Annotated in this window: 23 protein-coding genes and 1 tRNA gene; 12 read left to right on the plus strand and 12 right to left on the minus strand. The window is 31.3% G+C overall.

The window, feature by feature from the left end; all coding sequences use genetic code 11:
* Nucleotides 1–14: 14 nt before the first annotated feature.
* The 5 genes from ABHQ57_RS14985 to ABHQ57_RS15005 form a co-directional block, all read right to left on the minus strand.
* Nucleotides 15–740: a rhomboid family intramembrane serine protease gene (locus ABHQ57_RS14985; protein ID WP_047790454.1), complete on the minus strand. Its 726-nt coding sequence runs from the start codon at nt 738–740 to the stop codon at nt 15–17.
* A gap of 8 nt (nt 741–748) precedes the next feature.
* Complete coding sequence (gene mutL / locus ABHQ57_RS14990; RefSeq protein ID WP_167714121.1) at nt 749–2602, minus strand: DNA mismatch repair endonuclease MutL; 1854 nt, start codon at nt 2600–2602, stop codon at nt 749–751.
* Nucleotides 2603–2884: a riboflavin synthase subunit beta gene (locus tag ABHQ57_RS14995; RefSeq protein WP_167714120.1), complete on the minus strand. Its 282-nt coding sequence runs from the start codon at nt 2882–2884 to the stop codon at nt 2603–2605.
* Between the two features lie 177 nt (nt 2885–3061).
* A complete protein-coding gene (ribH, locus tag ABHQ57_RS15000) occupies nt 3062–3568 on the minus strand; it encodes a 6,7-dimethyl-8-ribityllumazine synthase (protein ID WP_047790451.1) in 507 nt (168 codons plus the stop codon).
* Entirely contained in the window at nt 3568–4350 is a 783-nt protein-coding gene (locus tag ABHQ57_RS15005; protein ID WP_073184850.1) for a tol-pal system YbgF family protein, read from the minus strand. The genes ribH and ABHQ57_RS15005 overlap by 1 nt, the downstream gene beginning before the upstream one ends.
* A 113-nt stretch (nt 4351–4463) precedes the next feature.
* On the opposite strand from ABHQ57_RS15005, the gene recF reads away from it, so the two are divergent.
* Nucleotides 4464–5543 carry a DNA replication/repair protein RecF gene (gene recF, locus ABHQ57_RS15010; RefSeq protein WP_047790449.1) on the plus strand — a complete coding sequence of 360 codons (1080 nt, stop codon included), beginning with the start codon at nt 4464–4466 and terminating at the stop codon, nt 5541–5543.
* 37 nt (nt 5544–5580) lie between these two features.
* Nucleotides 5581–5880 carry a DUF721 domain-containing protein gene (locus ABHQ57_RS15015; RefSeq protein ID WP_047790448.1) on the plus strand — a complete coding sequence of 100 codons (300 nt, stop codon included), beginning with the start codon at nt 5581–5583 and terminating at the stop codon, nt 5878–5880.
* A 536-nt stretch (nt 5881–6416) separates the two neighbouring features.
* Here the strand turns inward: ABHQ57_RS15015 and ABHQ57_RS15020 are convergent.
* The 4 genes from ABHQ57_RS15020 to ABHQ57_RS15035 form a co-directional block, all read right to left on the minus strand.
* Nucleotides 6417–6941, minus strand: coding sequence for a hypothetical protein (locus tag ABHQ57_RS15020; protein ID WP_167714119.1), 525 nt, complete (start codon nt 6939–6941; stop codon nt 6417–6419).
* A gap of 201 nt (nt 6942–7142) precedes the next feature.
* Nucleotides 7143–7607, minus strand: a complete 465-nt coding sequence (locus ABHQ57_RS15025) for a hypothetical protein (RefSeq protein ID WP_167714118.1) — start codon at nt 7605–7607, stop codon at nt 7143–7145.
* Complete coding sequence (locus ABHQ57_RS15030) at nt 7607–8968, minus strand: DUF3696 domain-containing protein (protein ID WP_167714117.1); 1362 nt, start codon at nt 8966–8968, stop codon at nt 7607–7609. The genes ABHQ57_RS15025 and ABHQ57_RS15030 overlap by 1 nt, the downstream gene beginning before the upstream one ends.
* 700 nt (nt 8969–9668) lie before the next feature.
* A complete protein-coding gene (locus ABHQ57_RS15035; protein ID WP_167714116.1) occupies nt 9669–10076 on the minus strand; it encodes a hypothetical protein in 408 nt (135 codons plus the stop codon).
* A gap of 353 nt (nt 10077–10429) precedes the next feature.
* Here ABHQ57_RS15035 and ABHQ57_RS15040 point away from each other — a divergent pair, with 353 nt between their 5' ends.
* From ABHQ57_RS15040 to ABHQ57_RS15050, 3 genes are all read left to right on the plus strand, one after another.
* Nucleotides 10430–10906: an Hsp20/alpha crystallin family protein gene (locus ABHQ57_RS15040; RefSeq protein ID WP_047790445.1), complete on the plus strand. Its 477-nt coding sequence runs from the start codon at nt 10430–10432 to the stop codon at nt 10904–10906.
* Between the two features lie 86 nt (nt 10907–10992).
* Nucleotides 10993–11223 carry a hypothetical protein gene (locus ABHQ57_RS15045; RefSeq protein WP_047790444.1) on the plus strand — a complete coding sequence of 77 codons (231 nt, stop codon included), beginning with the start codon at nt 10993–10995 and terminating at the stop codon, nt 11221–11223.
* 51 nt (nt 11224–11274) lie between these two features.
* A complete protein-coding gene (locus ABHQ57_RS15050; RefSeq protein ID WP_231128427.1) occupies nt 11275–11742 on the plus strand; it encodes a hypothetical protein in 468 nt (155 codons plus the stop codon).
* Between the two features lie 136 nt (nt 11743–11878).
* Here ABHQ57_RS15050 and ABHQ57_RS15055 read toward each other — a convergent pair whose 3' ends face one another.
* The gene (locus tag ABHQ57_RS15055) at nt 11879–12298 is read right to left on the minus strand and encodes a nucleoside-diphosphate kinase (RefSeq protein ID WP_028892988.1); all 420 of its coding nucleotides are present in this window, start codon (nt 12296–12298) and stop codon (nt 11879–11881) included.
* Between the two features lie 108 nt (nt 12299–12406).
* Nucleotides 12407–13414: an alkaline phosphatase D family protein gene (locus tag ABHQ57_RS15060; RefSeq protein ID WP_167714115.1), complete on the minus strand. Its 1008-nt coding sequence runs from the start codon at nt 13412–13414 to the stop codon at nt 12407–12409.
* Between the two features lie 81 nt (nt 13415–13495).
* Between ABHQ57_RS15060 and ABHQ57_RS15065 the strand changes: the two genes are divergently transcribed.
* From ABHQ57_RS15065 to ABHQ57_RS15085, 5 genes are all read left to right on the plus strand, one after another.
* Nucleotides 13496–14524, plus strand: coding sequence for a bifunctional oligoribonuclease/PAP phosphatase NrnA (locus ABHQ57_RS15065; protein WP_047790443.1), 1029 nt, complete (start codon nt 13496–13498; stop codon nt 14522–14524).
* The gene (gldI, locus tag ABHQ57_RS15070) at nt 14514–15053 is read left to right on the plus strand and encodes a gliding motility-associated peptidyl-prolyl isomerase GldI (RefSeq protein ID WP_047790442.1); all 540 of its coding nucleotides are present in this window, start codon (nt 14514–14516) and stop codon (nt 15051–15053) included. Before ABHQ57_RS15065 ends, gldI begins: the two co-directional genes overlap by 11 nt.
* A complete protein-coding gene (locus tag ABHQ57_RS15075; protein WP_159494562.1) occupies nt 15050–15775 on the plus strand; it encodes an FKBP-type peptidyl-prolyl cis-trans isomerase in 726 nt (241 codons plus the stop codon). The genes gldI and ABHQ57_RS15075 overlap by 4 nt, the downstream gene beginning before the upstream one ends.
* Nucleotides 15776–15863: 88 nt before the next feature.
* On the plus strand, nt 15864–16913 hold the full coding sequence (locus ABHQ57_RS15080; RefSeq protein WP_073184866.1) for a peptidylprolyl isomerase: 1050 nt from the start codon (nt 15864–15866) through the stop codon (nt 16911–16913).
* A gap of 2 nt (nt 16914–16915) precedes the next feature.
* Nucleotides 16916–17476 (plus strand): phosphatase PAP2 family protein, encoded by a 561-nt coding sequence (locus ABHQ57_RS15085; RefSeq protein WP_231128426.1) that lies wholly within the window; start codon nt 16916–16918, stop codon nt 17474–17476.
* 560 nt (nt 17477–18036) lie between these two features.
* Here ABHQ57_RS15085 and ABHQ57_RS15090 read toward each other — a convergent pair.
* Nucleotides 18037–18121 (minus strand) — tRNA-Ser (locus tag ABHQ57_RS15090).
* 295 nt (nt 18122–18416) lie between these two features.
* On the opposite strand from ABHQ57_RS15090, the gene aroC reads away from it, so the two are divergent.
* Both aroC and ABHQ57_RS15100 read left to right on the plus strand, forming a co-directional pair.
* A complete protein-coding gene (gene aroC / locus ABHQ57_RS15095) occupies nt 18417–19478 on the plus strand; it encodes a chorismate synthase (protein ID WP_167714114.1) in 1062 nt (353 codons plus the stop codon).
* A gap of 210 nt (nt 19479–19688) precedes the next feature.
* Nucleotides 19689–20753, plus strand: a complete 1065-nt coding sequence (locus ABHQ57_RS15100) for a PA0069 family radical SAM protein (RefSeq protein ID WP_167714113.1) — start codon at nt 19689–19691, stop codon at nt 20751–20753.
* The last annotated feature ends 473 nt before the right edge of the window (nt 20754–21226 follow it).

The raw sequence follows: 21226 nt of genomic DNA on the forward strand, positions 1-21226 counted from the left end.
GTTAAGATACTAAATTAACGAAATTTAAATTGATTTTTTTTCCAGTACCAAGCAATGATAAAACCGATAATAGCACCGCCAATATGCGCAAAATGCGCAATGTTACCAATTGAATAACTAGTCATACCAAAGAATAAATCACTTAAAATAATTAAAGGAATAAAGTATTTGGCAGCAATAGGAACAGGGAAGAAAATCAATGCTAGTTTAGCGTCAGGATAAGTTAACCCAAACGCAACTAAAATTCCATAAATAGCACCAGAGGCACCAACGGCAGGCGTGTGGTATAAACTATAAAACTCACTCATAGTTTTATTAGACAAAGTTATTAAGCTATCGTTATACTGACCTGAACTTAAAATATTTTGAATTTCAGCAGGGGAAACTCCCATACCAATTAGCTGTTCGTATATTCCATTGAATTGATAGTAATTCACGAAAGTGTAAATTAAACCTGCACCAATTCCTGCAGAAAAATAGAAGAATAAAAATTTATTTCGCCCCCACATTTGTTCAAGTGGGGTACCAAATGCCCATAAACCATACATGTTAAAAAGTAAATGTGCTGGTCCGCCATGCATAAATATGTGTGTAACATATTGCCAAACCCCAAAATGTTCGTTTTTTGGATAATGTAAAGCAAATAGATTAGTTAAATCCATGTTTAATAACTGCGGAGCAAAATACATAATCACGTTAATGATTATTAAATGCTTTATGGCTTGTGTTAATCTAGGCATATTACTTTTTATTTATTAAAAATGGCATCAATTTCATTTAAAGCTAATGTTTTAAATGTAGGTTTGCCAAAGGGTGAAATATTAGGTTCTTTGCAAGAGAATAAGTTGTTTACTAAATTTTCTTGTTCTTTTGCACTTAAAGAAGTTCCTGTTTTTATAGCTAATGATTTAGCAAATGATTTTGCCATCACGTCAAAGTGACTAAAACTACTATCAGGTACTTCGAGTTTAATATCGTCTAATAACTGTTCTAAAATAAGGGTGATTTGACTTTCACTTATTGAAGTAGGAATTCCGGCAATTACTACACTTTCTTTGGTGAACTCGTCAAACATAAAACCAGCACTCTCTAAATCAGATTTTATACTGTATATCATTTCAATATCTGATGAAGAAAAAGAAATATTTACAGGAAACAGCAATTGTTGACTACTTGCTTCTTTAACAGTAATGTTCTCTAAAAATTCTTCATACAAAACACGTTGGTGTGCTAAAGATTGATGAATTAATACCACGCCTGATTTTATAGAACTCAACAAGTATTTTTTTTGAATTTGGAAGGTTTTTCCAGTTTCAGTTTCTTGCTCAGATTCAAAAAGTTGTTCTTGCTGAATAGGCTCAATGGTTTCAGTATTTGTATATAAAGCTTCCCAACTTCCAGTATCTTTTTTAAAGTTAGATTGATAACTGTGCGTTGTGCTACTTTTAGGTGAGCTATTTGTATTAGACGGCTCTTTGTAATTAGTTTCCGTTTTAAAAGGATTAAATGTAGGGTCAACAGTTATTGGAGGAACAGATGAGTTACTCTTTTTGCTATAATCGTAAGGAGTATCTAAAGTAGCATCTCTGTCAAAATCCAATACAGGAGCTACATTATATTGCCCCAAACTATGTTTTACAGTAGCACGTAAAATAGCGTATAATGCTTTTTCGTTATCAAACTTAATTTCCGTCTTTGTTGGGTGAATGTTAATATCAATTGTATTAGGAGGTACCTCTAAATACAAGAAATAAGAAGGATGGGAACCACTTTCTAATAAACCTTCAAAAGCATTTACCACAGCGTGGTTTAAATAAGAACTTTTTATAAAGCGGTTATTTACAAAAAAGAACTGTTCACCACGTTTTTTCTTTGCGAATTCAGGTTTAGCAACAAATCCGTTAACAGTTATAATATCTGTTTGCTCATTAATAGGAACTAATTTTTCGTTCATTTTAGCCCCAAAAATAGCTACAATACGTTTGCGTAAGTTGCTTTTTTTTAAATGATAAACCTCGTTGTTGTTATGATGTAATAAAAAAGAAATAGTAGGATGTGCTAAGGCTACACGTTGAAATTCATCAACAATATGACGCGTTTCAACAGTGTCAGACTTTAAAAAGTTACGACGTGCAGGAATATTAAAAAATAAATTTTTAACAGCAATACTAGTTCCTTTCGCAGTTGAAACTACTTCTTGAGAAGTTATTTCACTACCTTCAATTTTTATCTGTGTTCCTAACTCGTCATCTTCTTGTTTCGTTTTTAACTCAACATGCGCAATGGCAGCAATAGAAGCTAAAGCTTCTCCACGAAAACCTTTAGTATTTAGGTTGAATAAATCTTGTGCATCTTTAATTTTTGAAGTGGCATGACGTTCAAAACTTAAACGAGCATCCGTAGCACTCATTCCCTTACCATCATCAATTACTTGAATTAAAGTTTTTCCAGCATCTTTTAACAATAAGGTGATAGAAGTAGCACCAGCATCAATAGAGTTCTCAATCAATTCTTTTACTACAGAAGCAGGGCGTTGCACAACTTCTCCAGCAGCAATTTGGTTTGCAACATGATCAGGTAGTAACTGTATAATATCTGACATTTAATTATTTTTTGGGAAAAAGATTGTAAGATCAAAGTCGATAATAAACAAGAAAATAAGCGTTAAAACTAACGCTATAATAACTATAGTTTTATTCAGTTTGTAACCAGACTCTTTAAATTCGTCAAAAGCAGCATTAAACTTTCCCTTTAAACTTTTTCTTTTTCCAACAGTAGTTCTGTATTCATCAAACTTTTGTTTTATCTCATAAGGATTTCCTTCTCCTTGATAATAACGAGGTTTGTAATCGAACTTTTTATTTTCTCTTTTGATAAATCCCATAAAATTGTTGCTTCTTTAATAGCTTAAGTGGAACAAAAATCACACCAAATAAGACGAATTCCAAAGTTACTGAATTATAGAGAGGTGGTCAAAAAATGTGTATAAATTAAAGTTAAAAAGCGTTTAGATTCCACAATCTAAACGCTTTTTAATAATATTTAACTATAACAGAATTAATTAAAAACCTAATGATTTTGATGGACGTTCTTGATTTTTAATTGCTGCCATTTTAACTGCAGCTACTGCACATTCAATTCCTTTGTTACCTAGTTTACCGCCTGAACGATCAATAGATTGTTGTTTGGTGTTATCGGTCAATACACAGAAAATTACAGGAACATCGTACTTAATGTTTAAATCTACAATTCCTTGAGTAACTCCTTCACATACAAAATCGAAATGCTTGGTTTCACCTTGGATAACATTTCCAATGGCGATAATAGCATCTAGCTTTTGTGTTTCGATCATTTTTTTACATCCGTACACTAATTCAAAACTACCAGGAACATCCCAAGAAACAATATTTTCCTCTGTAGCTCCACAATCTAATAAAGTTTCAATAGCACCTTTATGAAGGTTTTTAGTGATTTCAGGATTCCATTCTGAAACAACAATCCCAAATCGAAAAGACTTCGCATTTGGGATTGTTGCTTTATCGTAATAAGATAAATTTGTTGTTGCCATTATTGAGCGTATTTTGCACTGTTGATATACTTTTCAATATCTCTTCCTTGATCAGAATCAGCGTATTTTTCTTTAATGGTTGTGTATAATTTTTCAGCTTTACTGTATTCTTTTAAATCCATTGCAATTTGAGCTGCTTTGAATAAAAATAAAGGCGTAGTAAATTGATTGTCTTTTTTATTAGCTGCCTGTTGATAATAGTCTAAAGCATCTTCTGGCTGATTGATATCAGCAAAAGCATCACCAATAGCTCCTAAAGCAGTAGGCCCTAATAGCTCATCATCTGAACTAAAGCTGCTTAAATACTCTATAGCTTCTTCGTATTTTTTTATTTTTAAGTAAGAAATACCTGCATAATAGTTTGCTAAGTTTCCTGCTTTTGTGCCACTAAATTGATCAGCAATATCAATAAAACCATATTTTCCATCACCACCTTCTAAACCTAAAGTGTATAATGAATCAGCAATAGCACCAGCAGAGGTATTTGCTTTTTCAAAGAAAGTACGAGGATATGCTAATTCGTTTGAAGCTTCTTGTTGTGTTGGCTCAGCAATAAACTTGTTATAAGCTAAGTACACTAAAATTAAAGCTGCAACAGCTACCAATCCGTAAAATAATGGCTTGCTATTTTTTTCAATCCATTCTTCTGATTTATTCGCCGTATCATCTAAAGTATTAAATACTTCAGCAGTAGTACTTTGAGATTCATCAAATGTTTCTTCTACTTCTTGTGTAACCTTTTCTTTCTTAGGTTTGTAACCTCTTTTCTTGTATGTAGCCATAATTGCTTAAAAAATTAGTGGCGACAAAAATAGTTTTTTTAATTGGATTTTAAAAGTCGTTTTTTCGTAAATTTTCGATAATTTGCGCTTTCTTTTAGTAACAGGGCTCATTCATGTATTTACAAAAACTTTCTTTGGTAAACTTTAAGAATATTGAATCTCAAACTTTTGATTTTCAAAAGAAAATTAACTGTTTTGTAGGAAATAACGGTATTGGAAAAACCAATGTGTTAGACGCAATTTATTACCTGTCATTTGCTAAAAGTTACTTCAATTCGATTGCAGGACAGAATATTCGACACGGTCAAGATTTTTTTATGGTTGAAGGAGATTATTTGTTAAACGACCGACAAGAAAAAATTATCTGTTCCTTAAAAAGAGGTCAGAAAAAAGTATTGAAACGCAATGGAAAAGCCTACGAAAAATTTTCTGAACATATAGGGCAGTTACCGTTGGTGATTATTTCTCCTGCGGATAGGGATTTAATTGTTGAAGGAAGCGAAACGCGTCGTAAATTTATTGACGGAGTAATTTCTCAACAAGATAAAAAGTATTTACAAACGTTAATTTCGTATACTAAAACGGTGAGTCAGCGAAATGCATTGTTGAAGTATTTTGCTGCCAATAGAACATTTGATGCGTTAAATTTAAAAGTATACGATGAGCAGTTAATTGAGTATGGAACGGTTATTTATAACAAAAGAAAAGCTTTTTTAGAAGAGTTTGTGCCTATTTTTAACGATAAGCATAAAATTATTTCTGGAGCAAACGAAGAGGTAAATTTACGTTATAAAAGTCAGTTGCACGAGGTGTCTTTAGAAGTTTTGTTGCAACAAAACTTAGAGAAAGATAAGATGCTGCAGTATACATCTGTTGGAATTCATAAGGATGATTTAAATTTTGAAATAGAGGAACATCCTATTAAAAAGTTTGGTTCACAAGGACAACAAAAATCGTATTTAATAGCATTAAAGTTGGCACAGTTTGAGTTTATTAAAAAGCAATCTAACGTAACTCCTATTTTGTTATTGGATGATATTTTTGATAAGTTAGATGAAAACCGTGTTGCTCAAATCGTCGATTTAGTGAATAGTGATGAATTTGGACAAATTTTTATTACAGATACCCATGCTGATAGAACAGAGGAAGTGATAAAAAAGAGTAATCAAGAATATCAGATTTTTAAATTATAATCTTAGTAGCAAGAAAACAAGGCAAAAAGCAAATCAAATGGCTAAAAGAGAAAACGATAGTTTTTCAATCAAAGATTTAATGGGAAGCTTTATTCAAGAGAATAATAAGTTGAAAAAAGGATTTCAAAAAATTCATATTGACGAAGCTTGGGAAAAATTGATGGGTGCAGGAGTGGCTTCGTATACCAGTGAAGTAAAACTACAAAACGGAACCTTAATTGTTCGTTTGTCTTCCTCGGTACTACGAGAAGAATTAAGTTACGGTAAAGATAAGATTATACGCATGATTAATGAGGAAATAGGAGAGGAGCTTGTTAAAAAACTGATGTTGGTGTAGAATGCAAGGTATGTATTATAGCTAACGTGATTGTATAAGCGTAGTGCGAGGTTAGAAGCACTTCACTTTTGTTTAACCTTAAGATTATAATAGTCTATTTTTCGTATTTAGCACTCTACTCCGCATTACGCTTATACTTTGTTGGTAGTAGTTTTTTTCCAATTATCATTTGAGAATAATAAACCGAAATAGAAATTACCATACTTGGCACTATAAATAACAGTAGGTCATATAAAATTATTTCAAAACCATATTTAAAAGAGCTTATTAAAATTATGACCGCTAATAATATATTTATTGTAATAAAAAGTAATAAATGTTTTAAGTAATTTTTTATTAAAAGTATTGAAAGTGGTGCAAGCCACCAAAACACAAAAAAATAGAAATAGTAACTATAATTTACGTAACAACTGATTTCGGTAAATTTTTTTATGTGATTACTAACTATTCCTTCGATTAAAGGAAAAACAAACTGTCCAACTAAAAGCAGTATTAGAAAATTAGACAAACAAGATAAAAAATAAAATTTTCGCATTCTATATATAAAAGTATGTGTGATTGCTATTATTTAGTTCTCTTTTTCCTGAAAGTGTTAATACCCCATCACATTCTATACTTCCCATATAAGATCTACCCCTACCTCTGCCTGCGCCGATAGAGCAAAACCCATCATCAGCAACCCAATATTTTTGAATACTTGTAATAATTTCTACATGTCCTTTTCCAAAAACAACAATATCTCCAACTTTAACATCTTTATAATTTTTTCTTTTTCTTAAAGAAGATTTACCCATATAGATTTGTTCTGGGTCATAATAATGATTATTTGATGAAGTAAAGTTATTTAAACCGTATAAATAAATAGCATCACCAACAAAAACATTACAAAGCCAACGTTTTCCGTTTCCTAAATCACTCCAGAACACACTGTATAAGTTTATTTTCCATTTACTCATACAAGCTTCTCTTAATCTAGAAAAGTGAGATATATTGTCTAAGTTAATTCCTCTCCCTTCATATCCAAACCCAGCAAGAGTTGAAATTGTCATTCGTTGCTTCATACTAAGGTTATTCCATTTTCGTTTTCTCTCAGATGATTTTAATTTTTTCCAATCTATAAGACTTGGAAACGGTCTCGGCTATGAGTAGTTGCGTGGCCTAGCACTTAACTTTGCAAGTACACACCAAACTGAAAATCCGCGAGGATTTTCAGAAATAGGCGAGACCAAGCAATTACTTATAGCCATTGTTGTGGCAAGTTTTTATTTGTAATCTAATTCTTCAGGTCGCTTAACAACTGTTACTTCTTGACCAGGAAAATCTTTTAAATCTTGATTAAAATTTTCATCTATCGATATAGCATATTTTCTTTCTGACATTAAAATTGTTGCAATGTGAGTATGGTCTTGTTCGTTCGACCTTAAACTCTTATGAATTTTTTTGGTGAAATTTTCTGTAATAAATTCTTTTATGTTTTGGTTGCTAAATTTTAACAGCCTACCTTGAGCAGTCATAGTAGAAATTATTACTGGTATAGAAGTAGATTTAGAACAATCTCTTGAAGAGCTTAAATACTCCTTTAGTAATAAATTAGAAGTCACTAAATATGCATCATTATCCTTATCATTATTATATTCTAACAACCATTTAATTAGTTCTTTATAATTTTCATCAGCCGGATTAACAAAGTTCTTTGCAATGTTATTATCAATAAAAATATCTTTCATTAGTTAGCGGATATTGCAATGTTCATAACATCTAACATATAGGTGTCAAAGAAACCTTTTGGTGCACCTTTAATCTGACCATTTTTTAAAAAATTCAGTTCATATTTTTTAGTTTTCTGACCATTATTTTCAATATAATATGTGTTTACTTGATTTTCAGATATTTTTTCTTCAGTAACAGCAAGTCGTAGTCTATTTATTAGATATTCACTATGCGTTTCTATAACATATCTCTTTTCGCTGTTCTTTATTTGTGATATTATATAATCCGCAAATTGGGCTTGAATTTTTGGGTGTAAATGTATTTCTGGCTGTGCTATAAATAATGTGGATTTTTTACCAAGTTGTAAATCAGCTACAATTATTGGTAGAAATTGACTTATTCCAAATCCGACATCAGAGAGAGCAGACCAAATACCATCCTTTTTATTACGAATTAGGATTTCAAATCTACCTCCATCTAATCTTTTTGTTTTAATTTCATAAAATAACCCAATCTCTTTCATTGTAGACAATAGCTCTTTGTATTTTGGGTCATTTTTACCTTCCCAAGCGATTATTTGGTCTTCATAATTTTCTCCAAACTTCCCAACCTTAAGGTTGAGTTTTGATGTTTCATAATATGTTCTTTCTGGGTAAAGTCTAAAGGAACTTATGTAATTTGTGCCATCATCAAAAGTTGTAAACACTTTGCTAATTGTGCTCAAAGTGGTATCTAAATAAAAATTTCCCTTACTTTTTACTACACCTTCTAATTCACTTATGTTAGTGAATTTGAATTCAATTTCATTCTTTTGATTACTATATCTTTTAAGTATTTCATCTGCAGACTTTTCATCTTTACCTTTTTTATCATCTTTTTCTATCTCTGAAAAAACTTTGTCAAAACTTTTAAATATTTTATTTAAAAAATCAGGATTTCTATAATTGTAATTTGGATCATTTTCAGGAAAATACTTGAATTTCAAGTCATATTTTTTAATTTTTATTATTTCCAAACTATAATAATCTGATGAAGCTGACAATGACTTTAAAACAGGTAAATTATTTGTTTTATCAGCTCTCCATATAGTATTGATAGTTTCAATTTTTTCTCCTTTTTTAAATTTAAAACCAATCTCTATATCCAAATTATTGTCGTGGTTATGAACAATTTCTGCATAATCTCCCATTTTAATATATTTCCCATTTGGTGAAAATTGAAAAGGAAATTCTCGAGATTGAATTGCACCTAAAACCCCATACATCAGCGAGCTTTTCCCACTACTGTTTGCTCCTGTAAGTAAGGTTATGTCGGATGTATTTATGCTTATTTCGTTAAAGCATCTAAAATTTTTTAATGTTATTTCTTCTATTTGCATAATGTTATTTCAAATTTGCCACAACTTGTTTATATAGATGTAAAATACATCGTTATACACCTGTTTTGGTAGGTTTATAGTTGTATTTTATGTTTGTTTATACTTTTACGAACTTACTAATATTAATTTAATTTTCTTACGGGATTCCATAAGCTAAGTTATTTAGGGGATAAAAGATGTTTTACGGAGTAGCAACGGTGCTATATATAGCTGTTGACACACTTTATTGAATACTCCCCAACGAAACCATCAGCGCGTCACGCTGAGCTTTTCTCAACACAACGAAGCCGTCAGCGCGTCACGCTGAGCTTTCCTCAAGGCAACGAAGCCGTCAGCGCGTCACGCTGGTCTTTCCTCAAGACAACGAAACCATCAGCGCGTCACGCTGAGCTTTCCTCAACACAACGAAACCATCAGCGAGCTTCGTTGAGCTTTCCTCAAGGCAACGAAACCATCAGCGAGCTTCGCTGAGCTTTCCTCAAGGCAACGAAACCATCAGCGAGTTTCGTTGAGCTTTCCTCATCAATATGTAAGTACAATAAAGAGTGTAGAGAGCTTTATGACCGAATTATTGCTAGGGTAAAAGTAAAATCTGCTTTAATAGCAGTGTGTAATAAGTTACTAAAATAAGCTTTTGCAATAGTAAAAACTCGTTACATGATTGTAACGAGTTTTATTAGGTTTCTTTAGTAAGTTGAAGTTAAATAATAACAATTGATGATTTTTCATTAGGATCATACTTGATATTAATTATTTCTCCAACTTTAGGTATAGATAGTTTAGATACGTGCGTTGTGGTACTGATATCAAATTCTTCACCAGAAGCTGATTCAACATGAAGGCTTAACAGAATAATAGGATCAAAATTAACTAACGATCCTGTATCTTGTACTAAAGAAACTTTAGCCTTGGCAGGTATTCCTTCTGTAATTAATCTTTGTTGTTTACCAACTAAATCAATTTGAGCTTCAGAAGCTTCAAGTATATCGTTTGTTTCATCAACAAAACTTTTACCTAAGAATAATTTTGTTAGCCAGCCAACTATACCACCTGATACTACTTTTTTTGTTTGTTGAATTGCTTCTTTTGGATCTTGATCTTTTGCCATTTTTTTTAATTTTAAGTTGTAGAATTGTTTTTTTGCTTTTTATCGGAAGGCAAAACTAGATAATATAATCGCATTTTAACATCCTTAGAAGAAAAGTTTTTATAATGAAAATTTAAAATCAACTAAGTGTCTGTTTTTTAGTGCGTTGACAAGTTTTTAATATGACAAAATGACCTTTTTTTAATAAAAAATAATAGGTGACTGTAAAAATAACAGTCGTATGTTAAATAAAATTAAAAGTAAATAAAAGAAGTTGTGTCGTTTTTTATTTTGGCTTATTATTTGCAAAATAGGTGATTGAAATCACTTAAGGTTTCATATTTGAAATAATGTTTAATTAAAATTTTGTAATTATGAGCAATTTAATTAATGTTCCTAAAAACGGAAGTTTAACAAGCACTAATTCAAACGTAAACTTCCCTAACTTGTCTAGTTGGCTAGATGATGTGTTTAATAGAGATCTTCCAGCTGTGTTTACATCAAACTTTAATACAGGAATTACTTTACCTAAAGTAAATATTAAAGAAACAGCAGATAGTTATATTGTAGAAATGGCTGTTCCTGGTTTAAGCAAATCTGATTTTCATATAAATATTGATAATCAAATATTATCTATTAGCACAGAAATAAAAGAAACAAATGAAGAAAAACAAGAAAACTATACTCGTAGAGAGTTTGGATATTCTTCGTTTAAAAGAACATTTACGCTACCAGAAAGCGTGAATGATGATAAGATTAATGCTAGCTACAAGGATGGTATCTTAAACATCTTTTTACCTAAAAAAGATGAAGCAAAACAAAAACCAGCAAGAACAATTAAAATTTCATAATGATTTTTTATCCTTAAAGGAGGTAAGGAGGCTGAATTATCAGCCTTCTTTATAAATATTTTCCTATTAATTTAATATACAATCATATGCCTAGAAAATTTAAATCAGGAGATTGGGTGAGATTAAAAGGTAGTAATAAAACTCCAAAGATGGAAGTGCTCAAATATATCCTAAAGAAGGATGCCTTATTAGGGGTGAATAATAATGATACTTATTTAGAGTGTGTTTGGTATAAAGAAGGTGAACGAAAATCAAAAATATTTCATCAAAACAATTTAGTGAAGTCACCAGAAACAGGAGGTTTATATAAGGTGTAGAAGTTTAATTAACCTTATTGAGTTTACGAATTGTTTAACAAAAAATTAAAAATGATGAGAAAGTATATGTTATGTATGGTCTTGGCTTTGTTAACTATTAGTTGCAATGGTCAAAAACACAGACAAAAAGAAAGTGTTGAGCGTATAGAAAAACAACCTAAAGGAAGTTGGAAAGTTGATAAAGAGTTTGATGAAAATGGAAACTTGATACGGTATGACAGTATTTATACCTGGTCGCTTAACAATAATGAAACAAATCTTTCTTCTATTGACAGAGATAGTTTGTTAAAATCATTTAAATCTAAATTTTTTACAAACTTTTCAGAATTTCAAACGCAAGGATTTGAAGATGTCTTTTCTGAAGACTCTCTTTTTAGTAAACATTATTTTAGTAATGACTTTTTTAAAAGTAATTTTGGTAGAGAATTTATGGAGATAGATAAAATAATGAAACAAATGGAAGATAGGCAGAAGAAGTTTTTAGAAAAATATCAGTCTGAATTTATAAACCCTAAATAAGCTAATTTAAATTAGCTAAAAGGATGCATTTTGCTTAGTAAAGGGAAAATAATTAGAGAAAGATTTAAAAAAAACTCGCTACAAAACTGTAGCGAGCCTTTATAATATCTATAAATTCAGTAATCTAAATTAAAGATTAAAACATTTCTCTACCAGAAAAGTGGAAAGCTCCTTCTATAGCTGCGTTTTCATCAGAATCAGAACCGTGTACTGCATTTTCTCCAATAGAAGTAGCATATAACTGACGGATAGTTCCTTCAGCAGCTTCAGCTGGGTTTGTAGCACCAATTAAAGTTCTAAAATCTTCAACAGCGTTGTCTTTTTCTAAGATCGCAGCGATGATTGGTCCGCGAGTCATAAACTCAACTAACTCACCAAAGAAAGGACGCTCGCTGTGTACCCCGTAAAAAGTCTCAGCATCACGCTTCGTCATTTGTGTTTTTTTCATAGCTACGATTCTGAAACCTGCAGCATTAATTTTTTCTAAAATTGCACCAGTATGTCCGTTTTCAACAGCATCTGGTTTAATCATTGTAAAAGTTCTATTTGTTGCCATTATTAAATGTAATAAATATCAGTATATGATAAATTTCTTAATTGTTGTTGATTATGCAAACTTTGCATAAATCGGCGCAAAAATACACTTTTTAATGTTATTAGCAAGTTAAGGGTATACTTGGTTGATTTCTTGTAAGATAGATTTGTTTTTACCACGCATTTGAAAGGTTACTTTTTTAGTTTTTAAATCTAAAAGCAACGTTCCATAGCTTAAAGAATTTACAACATTTCCTATTCTGAAGTTGTTTTCTTCTGAAGAAAATGAAGAATAAGCATGTGTTAACCCACTTGAAGTGAAATCTATAAGAGGATAAGCAAGTCCTTCAATAGTTGTTTTAGAAAACTCAGAAATATGTCTATCTCCAGAAAGAAGAATTACGTTGGTGTTTTTAGCTTTTTTAATTAAACTGAATAAATTAGCTACTTCATGAGGAAAGTTACCCCATTTTTCAAAACCATGTTCTTTTGATAAGATTTGAATACTGCTTACAATTATAGTAAAAGTAGCAGTAGAGTTTGTAAGTTCATTTGTAAGCCATTTCCATTGTGTATCGCCTAAAACAGTACCTTCGTTATATTTGTTAGGTTGAAAACGTTGTCCGTTAGTACCTCTAGTAAGTGAAGTTCTAAAATAGCGAGTATCTAAAACAATAATTTTAACACTACCATCTTTTGTGTTGAAAGTTTTAGAGTGGTAAACGCCTCGTTGTTTTCTTCTAGGAGAATCTTTAGGGACATCTAAAAAATCTAAAAATAATTGTTGACTTTCGTCTTTCATTTCAAATTCTACACCTGCATCATTTTTACCATAATCATGATCATCCCATGTAGCAAGAATTGGAACTTTGGTAGTTAGTTCTTTATATCCTTTAACCTTTTTTTGACTTTTATACATACGTTTCATTTTACGCATGTTATTAGTATCTGCATAAATATTATCTCCACCCCAAATCCATACATCAGGTTGAAGTGATAGAATGTTTTCCCAAAAAGGATTGTTAAGTTTTTGGTTATTACAAGATCCAAAAGCAATGGAAAATGTATCTTGACTAAAAGATAGAAAAGGGATACTTAGCAAAAAGGTTAATAGGGTAATAAATTTAGTAGATTTCATTAAGTTTTAATTTTATAGCAAAGAAACAAAAAGCAATACATAAAAAGGTTAATATAGCATTAATTTGTATCTTCGCCACTTATGATTTTAAAGCATTTTACAGAATTAAAAGAGTTCTTATCTAAACCTAGGAATATTGTAATAATTGGGCATAGAAACCCAGATGGAGATGCAATTGGTTCAACACTAGGTTTAAAACATTATTTAGACAAAAAAGGACATACGGCACAAGTGTTAATGCCAAACGAATATCCTGATTTTTTGCATTGGGTTCCTGGGTCAAAAACTGTTAAGCGTTTTGATCGTCAAAACAACCAATCTGTCAAAGCTTTAGCGAAGTCTAACATTGTTTTCTTACTAGACTTTAATGCGTTACATAGAGTAGGAAGTGATATGCAAAACACTTTAGAGCAATACGAAAACGATTTTGCTTTAATAGATCACCATCAACAACCAGACGACTTCATGTATATGTATTCAGATACTTCCATGTCTTCAACTTGTCAAATGGTATACAACTTTATTGAAATGATGGGAGATGTAGAGTTAATAGATAAAAATATAGCAACTTGCTTATATACGGGTATTATGACCGATACAGGTTCTTTCCGTTTTAGATCTACAACAAGTACCACTCATAGAATTATAGCAAATTTAATAGATAAAGGAGCTGAAAATGATAAGATTCACAGTAATGTACACGATGCAAACTCTTACAATAGATTATTGTTGTTAGGGCAAGCACTTAGTAATATGAAAGTTTTACCAGAATATAAAACAGCATTTATAACACTTACTGAGGAAGAAAAGAGAAAATTTAATTACGAAAAAGGAGATACTGAAGGGGTAGTAAACTATGCATTATCTTTGAAAGGAATTGTATTTGCTGCCATTTTTATTGAAGATGAAGAACAAGGAATTGTGAAAATATCTTTTCGTTCAAAAGGAAAATTCTCTGTAAACCAGTTTGCACGTAATTATTTTAATGGAGGAGGACATGATAATGCAGCCGGAGGTAGAAGTGATGATAGCTTGGAAAATACGATAGCAAGATTTAAGTCGTTATTACCTACATACCAACAAGAGTTAGAAAAATCGTATGAAGCATAAAATAATACTTTTTGTTTTTACAGCTATACTTATAGTGTCTTGTAAAGAGCCGCAAGCAAGAAGACCAAAGCAACACGGTACAACAAATTTTTATAAAGAAGTTCTTAAAGAGAATAAGAAACTAAACGCTTTAGAAAAAAAACGTTTAGAAGAATGGGTGGCTAAAGATACTCTTAAAGAATATAAAACTTCACCTAACGGTTTTTGGTATACATATATTACTAAAGATACATTAAACTCAAGTTCTCCGAAGTTTGAAGATTTAGTTATGTTGTCTTACAATATAGTAAGTCTAAATGGAGATGTTCTTTATGAAACAAAGGAGAGAAGTTACAAAGTAGATAAAGAAGATTTTATTCCTGCATTACAAGATGGAATAAAGTTGATGAAAAAAGGAGAAACTATTACATTTGTCATTCCATCATACAGAGCTTTTGGAGTTACTGGAGATGGAAATAAAATAGCTGTAAATCAGCCAATACAAAGTACAGTAACATTAATCGATATAAAATCAAAAATAGAAGAATGAAATTAACCAACATTTTAGCAGCTACAGTTGTAGGTTTATCAATTGTTTCATGCAGTAACGGTCAGTTTAAACAAAAAAGTTCATTAGCAACAGAAGTAGACTCTGTAAGCTACGCTTTAGGCTTAGATATGGCTAATAAAATAAAAATGAATTTTGATGATATGGATCAGGATTTATTTGTGCAAGGTTTTAAAAATGGTATGGATTCTACAAACCTATTAGTAGAGTCAAAAGATATAAACAATATTTTAAGAGCATTTTTTCAAAAGAAGCAACAAGAAAAAATGAAACAAATGCAAGAAGAGCAAGCTAAAAAAGCAGAAGCTGAATTTGGAGATAACAAAAAAGCAGGAGAAGAGTTTTTAGCAACAAATAAAGCTAAAGAAGGAGTAAAAACTACAGAGAGTGGTTTACAGTATGTAGTTTTAAAAGAAGGAGAAGGCGAAGTTCCAACAGCAAACTCTAGAGTAAAAGTTCATTATCATGGAACTTTAATTGATGGAACTGTGTTTGATAGCTCAGTAGAAAGAGGTGAACCAACTGAATTTGGAGTAGGACAAGTAATTAAAGGATGGACAGAAGGTTTACAGTTAATGAAGCCAGGAGCAAAATATAAATTCTTTATTCCTCAAGAATTAGCCTATGGAGCGCAACAAAGAGGACAACATATTAAGCCTTTTTCAGCTTTAGTTTTTGAAGTAGAGTTATTAGAGATAAAATAAATAAAACTTAAATAGTTGATAATTAATTAGGTTAGCACTTGTTGTTAACCTAATTAATTGTTTATATGAGAAAATAAAAACGAAATAAATGAAATTATTTAAAATTGTATTTGTTGTATTGATAATGTTTGTATCATGTAAATCAGCGAAATACCCTAATTTAGAAAACGGGTTGTATGCAGATATCCAAACAAACAGAGGAGATATCTTAGTAAAGTTTTTTTATGATAAAGTTCCAATGACAGTAGCGAATTTTGTAGCCTTGAGTGAAGGAACACATCCTAAAATGATAGATTCGTTAAAAGGAACACCGTTTTATGATGGAACGAAGTTTCATAGGGTTATTAAAGATTTTATGATACAAGGAGGGGATAGAACAGGAACAGGTGCTGGTGATGCGGGTTATACATTTGCCGATGAATTCCCAATGGATGAAGAAGGAAAACTGTTGTATAAGCACGACGGACCAGGGGTGTTGTCTATGGCAAACTACTCAAGACCAGTTACCAATTCTAGTCAATTTTTTATTACACACAAAGCAACACCTTGGTTAGATGGTGGACATTCGGTTTTTGGTCGTGTTTTGCAAGGTCAGTCAGTAGTAGATACCATTCAGAAAAATGACTATATAAAACAGATAGAAATTTTAAGAATAGGAGAAGAGGCGGCTAAGTTTGATGCTCCAGTAGTTTTTGAAAATGAATTAGCAAACGTTGAAAAGAAAGAAGAAGAGAGAAAGAAAAAGCTAGAAGAGTTAAAACAAAAGTATCAAGAAGAACAAGGAATTAATGATGCAATTACAACTGATTCTGGTTTGAAAATTTTGTCATTACAAAAAGGAAGTGGAAAAAAAGTAAATCCAGCATTACCAACAACAGCGCATTATACGCTGTATTTAGCAGATGGAAGAAAAATAGACTCTAGTTTAGATAAAGGAGAAGCTTTTGTTTTTACTGTAGATGACGAAAACTTTCCATTAATAGCAGGTTGGAAAGAAGGAGTGAGAACAATGAGAGAAGGAGATAAAGTACGATTGTTTATACCTTCTTATCTAGGATATGGAGACCGTAGAGTAGGACCGATACCTCCAAAATCGGATTTAATTTTTGAAATAGAAGTATTAAAAGTAGGAAAGTAATCGTGATAGAAAATATTATACAAAAAGATAAAGAGCTTTTAATTTATCTTAATAGCTTAGGAAATGAGCAATGGGATAGTTTTTGGTTAACAATAACCAATCAATTTACTTGGACACCTTTGTTTGCTTTTCTGCTGTTTTTAGTGTTTAAACAGTTTGGGTGGAAAAAAGGATTATTTACAGTGGTTTTTATAGCTGTTTTAGTAACCTTTTCAGACCAATTCACAAATTTCATAAGAGGAGTTTTTGAGAGATTACGTCCTAATAATGACCCAGAAATAAAAGATGTTTTAAGAACGCTAATTAGGCCTCAAAGTTATAGTTTTGTTTCAGGTCACGCAACCACTTCTACAGTAGTTACAGTGTTTATAATTCTTCTTTTAAAGAAGTATGTAAGATATATAAAAATTCTAGTTCTTTTTCCTTTGATTTTTGCCTATAGCAGATTGTACTTAGGAGTACATTTTCCTACAGATATTTTGGTAGGTTTTGTTAATGGAGGTATCATAGGAAGCTTGGCTTATAAGCTATATACTTTTATGGATAGTAAGTTTAATTTTTAACTATTATTTTGTTATTCTAGTGTAAAATTTAGTGCTATTATGTACATTATTTAATAAACTGTCTAACCTTTATGTAGTATATAGGTGGGCAGTTTTTTCGTGTTGTTATAAATTTATATAATAGTTTCTCTTAGAATATATTATTTAGTTTTTCTTAAGGTGGATAACAAAAGGTGTTTTCCAATACTTAATTTTTAATAGTTCGGTAATGTCCTTGCTCACGCTTTCTACAAGTATCTCATAGGTAAATGAGATGTTCTCTCTAAATATGTTTTAAGTGTAATCTAAATAGCCTTAAACTTTAGGTCTATATATCATACTCGTGACATATTTGAGAAGAAGTAAGTTAACCTATTTAAACTTCTAAAGTTATTTATAATTTGAAACAAAGTGTACAGTCTTTTAGGTATGCTTTACATAGTTTGTTCTTGTTACACTTAATTTTTTGTGTAATGTTATTTTTAGGCGTGATAATTGTAAAATAAAAAAAGCTTACAAATTTGTAAGCTTTTTTTCTTTAATCCCCTAAAAAAAAATCCGAAGCTTTCGCTTCGGACTTGCGGAGAAAGAGGGATTCGAACCCCCGGTCCTGTTACAGACAACGGTTTTCAAGACCGCCGCATTCGACCACTCTGCCATTTCTCCTGAGTGCCTCATCAGATATATTTCCTGATTGCGGGTGCAAATATATGACCTTTTTTCAATTCTAAAAAAGTTTTTTGATACTTTTTTTAATAAAATTTAAGCTTTAAAAGTGTTGTGAAGCGTAATGCTTTTGCTATCAATAAGTTTGGTGTGAAATAAAATTTTAAAAAATTTAAATAAAAAAATAAACTGAATACATAATAGGATGAGGTAATGGATTAATCGATAATTATAAGAATGAAAATTATCGTTTTTAGTAAATAAATTCTACCTTCGTCTTATTAAATAGTAAGGTATGTTTAATTCATTCGGAAATATTTTAAAGTTAACTACATTTGGTGAATCTCATGGAATAGCAATTGGAGGTGTGATTGATGGATTCCCTGCAGGAGTAAAAGTTAATTTTGATGCTATTCAGCAAGAATTAGATCGTCGTAAGCCAGGGCAATCTAAAATAGTAACACAGCGTAAAGAACCAGATACAGTTGAGTTTTTGTCGGGTATTTTTGATGGAGTGACTACAGGAGCCTCAATAGGTTTTGCAATAAAGAATACAAATCAAAAAAGTAAAGATTATAACCATAATACAGATGTGTACCGTCCTTCACATGCCGATTACACGTATGATAAAAAATACGGAATTAGAGATCATAGAGGTGGTGGACGAACATCAGCAAGAGAAACAGCCAATTGGGTTGTGGCAGGAGCGCTAGCAAAGCAATTAATCAATCACATTAATATAAATGCATTTACATCATCAGTAGGAGACGTTTTTATGGTAAAGCCATATCAAGATTTAGACTTTTCTAAAATTGAAAGTAACATTGTCCGTTGTCCTGATGAAGTATCAGCACAAAAGATGATTGCTAAAATTCATGAAATACGTAAAGCAGGTGATACTGTTGGAGGAACAATAACATGTGTAGCACAAAATGTACCTGTTGGTTTAGGAGAACCTATTTTTCATAAATTACATGCAGAGTTAGGAAAAGCCATGTTATCTATAAACGCTGTAAAAGGATTTGAGTTTGGAAGTGGTTTCTGTGGAGCAAAAATGCAAGGTTCTGAGCATAATGATATTTTTAATCCAGATGGAACAACACAAACTAACTTGTCAGGAGGAATTCAAGGAGGAATTTCTAACGGAATGGATATCTATTTTCGAGTAGCATTCAAACCCGTAGCAACAATAATGCAAAATCAAGCAACAACAAACTCAAAAGGAGAAGCCACTGAGATACACGGAAAAGGAAGACACGACCCTTGTGTAGTACCAAGAGCAGTGCCTATTGTAGAGGCATTAACAGCCCTAGTACTCGCTGATTTTTGGTTAATGAATAAAACAAGGAGAATTTAAAATCAAAAGCATCATTTTTTAAAATGGTGTTTTTTGTTTATAACAATTTTACCTATTGTTAAATAAATCATTTTATTTTAAAGTAACTTTACAAAGTCACTTCGGATGATTTCGTTACTCTATCGAAATTCTATCGAGAAGTTTATACGAACCTGTTCTCGATAAAGTCATTCTAAAGACAATTTTATAATATTTTATTTAGATATGATTATGGCCTATATTAAAGGGCGTGGTGCACAACACAACACGCACAATAAATTTATACAACATAAACACGAGGTGTTAGATGACTTTTTAAATTATTGCGAAGCTGAAAATGAATCAGCAGATAATAATAAAACAACCTATTTAGAAATTTATCCCAAAACAATTTTAAATAAAGTAAAAAGTCCAGACATTGGATTTTCATATTCAATGAACCCATACCAAGGCTGTGAGCATGGATGTATATATTGCTATGCACGTAACACGCATGAATATTGGGGGTATTCAGCAGGATTAGATTTTGAACGTAAAATACTGTATAAAACAAATGCACCAGAACTATTAGAGAAAAAACTGCGAAGTCGTAATTGGCAACCCCAAAATATTATGTTTTCAGGAAATACAGACTGTTACCAACCAATAGAAAAGAAGCTTGAAATCACACGAAAAATGCTACAAGTGCTGTTAAAGTTAAAGCATCCAGCAAGTATGATAACAAAAAATGCACTAATACTTCGTGATTTAGATATCTTAAAAAAAATGGCAGCTATGAATTTAGTGAGAGTGAATATATCAATCACATCGTTGTTAGAAGAAACAAGAAGAGTAGTAGAGCCAAGAACAGCAACAATCGAAAAAAGATTAGAAACAGTTAAGACGCTAGCGGAAAATAATATTCCAGTTAATGTTATGATGGCGCCAATTATACCTTCAATCAATAGTCATGAAATATTACCATTAGTAAAAAAAGTAAGTGAGTTAGGAGCAACATCAGTTGCATATACAATAGTACGTTTGAATGGAGCGATAGGGGAAATTTTTGCCAATTGGGTAAGAAAAACCTACCCAGATAGAGCAAACAAAATACTGCATCAAATAGAAGACACGCATAAAGGCTCGTTGAATGATTCACGTTATGGGGGTAGAATGAGAGGAGAAGGAAAAATAGCAGAGCAAATAAATACACAATTTAAGCTGGCAAGAAAACTGTATTTAAAAGATAAAACACTCCATCCGCTAGATTATACCAAATTTGATAAGTACCAAACGAATCAAACAACACTGTTCTAAATAATATTTTATAAAAGGCAATTACCTACATTATATATAACGTATTTCTAAAAAACACCTTTATTAATGTGGGCGTTCCATTTAAAGGTTATTTTCGCTTATGCTTAATAACACTAAATGTCGGGCTTTCCGCTATATCTTTTGTTCTTGAGATGCTATCGCAAGTCAAAAACAAAAGGATGCCGCTTTAACCCCTAACGCGATTTGCTACTATATATAGTACCTAAGTCACTATTAGTATTAAAGGGAATAGTTAAATCGGGTGTTTAGAGTAAAAGAGTAGGTATTGTTTTGATTGGTTAGAAAAACTTTCGGGTGTAACTAATTATATAATAACGTATTAATAGATATTTTAAAAAAAAGGTTTAAAAATTGCTTGTTAAGTGGGAAAAGGTATCTATATTTGCACCCGCCAACGGAGAAGCGCTAAGTTTTAAAGTTAGCAAAAGTTCATTAAAATAGGGATGTAAGAT

This window comes from Tenacibaculum sp. ZH5_bin.1, from assembly GCF_042865525.1.
GTDB classification, from domain to species: Bacteria; Bacteroidota; Bacteroidia; order Flavobacteriales; family Flavobacteriaceae; genus Polaribacter; species Polaribacter mesophilus.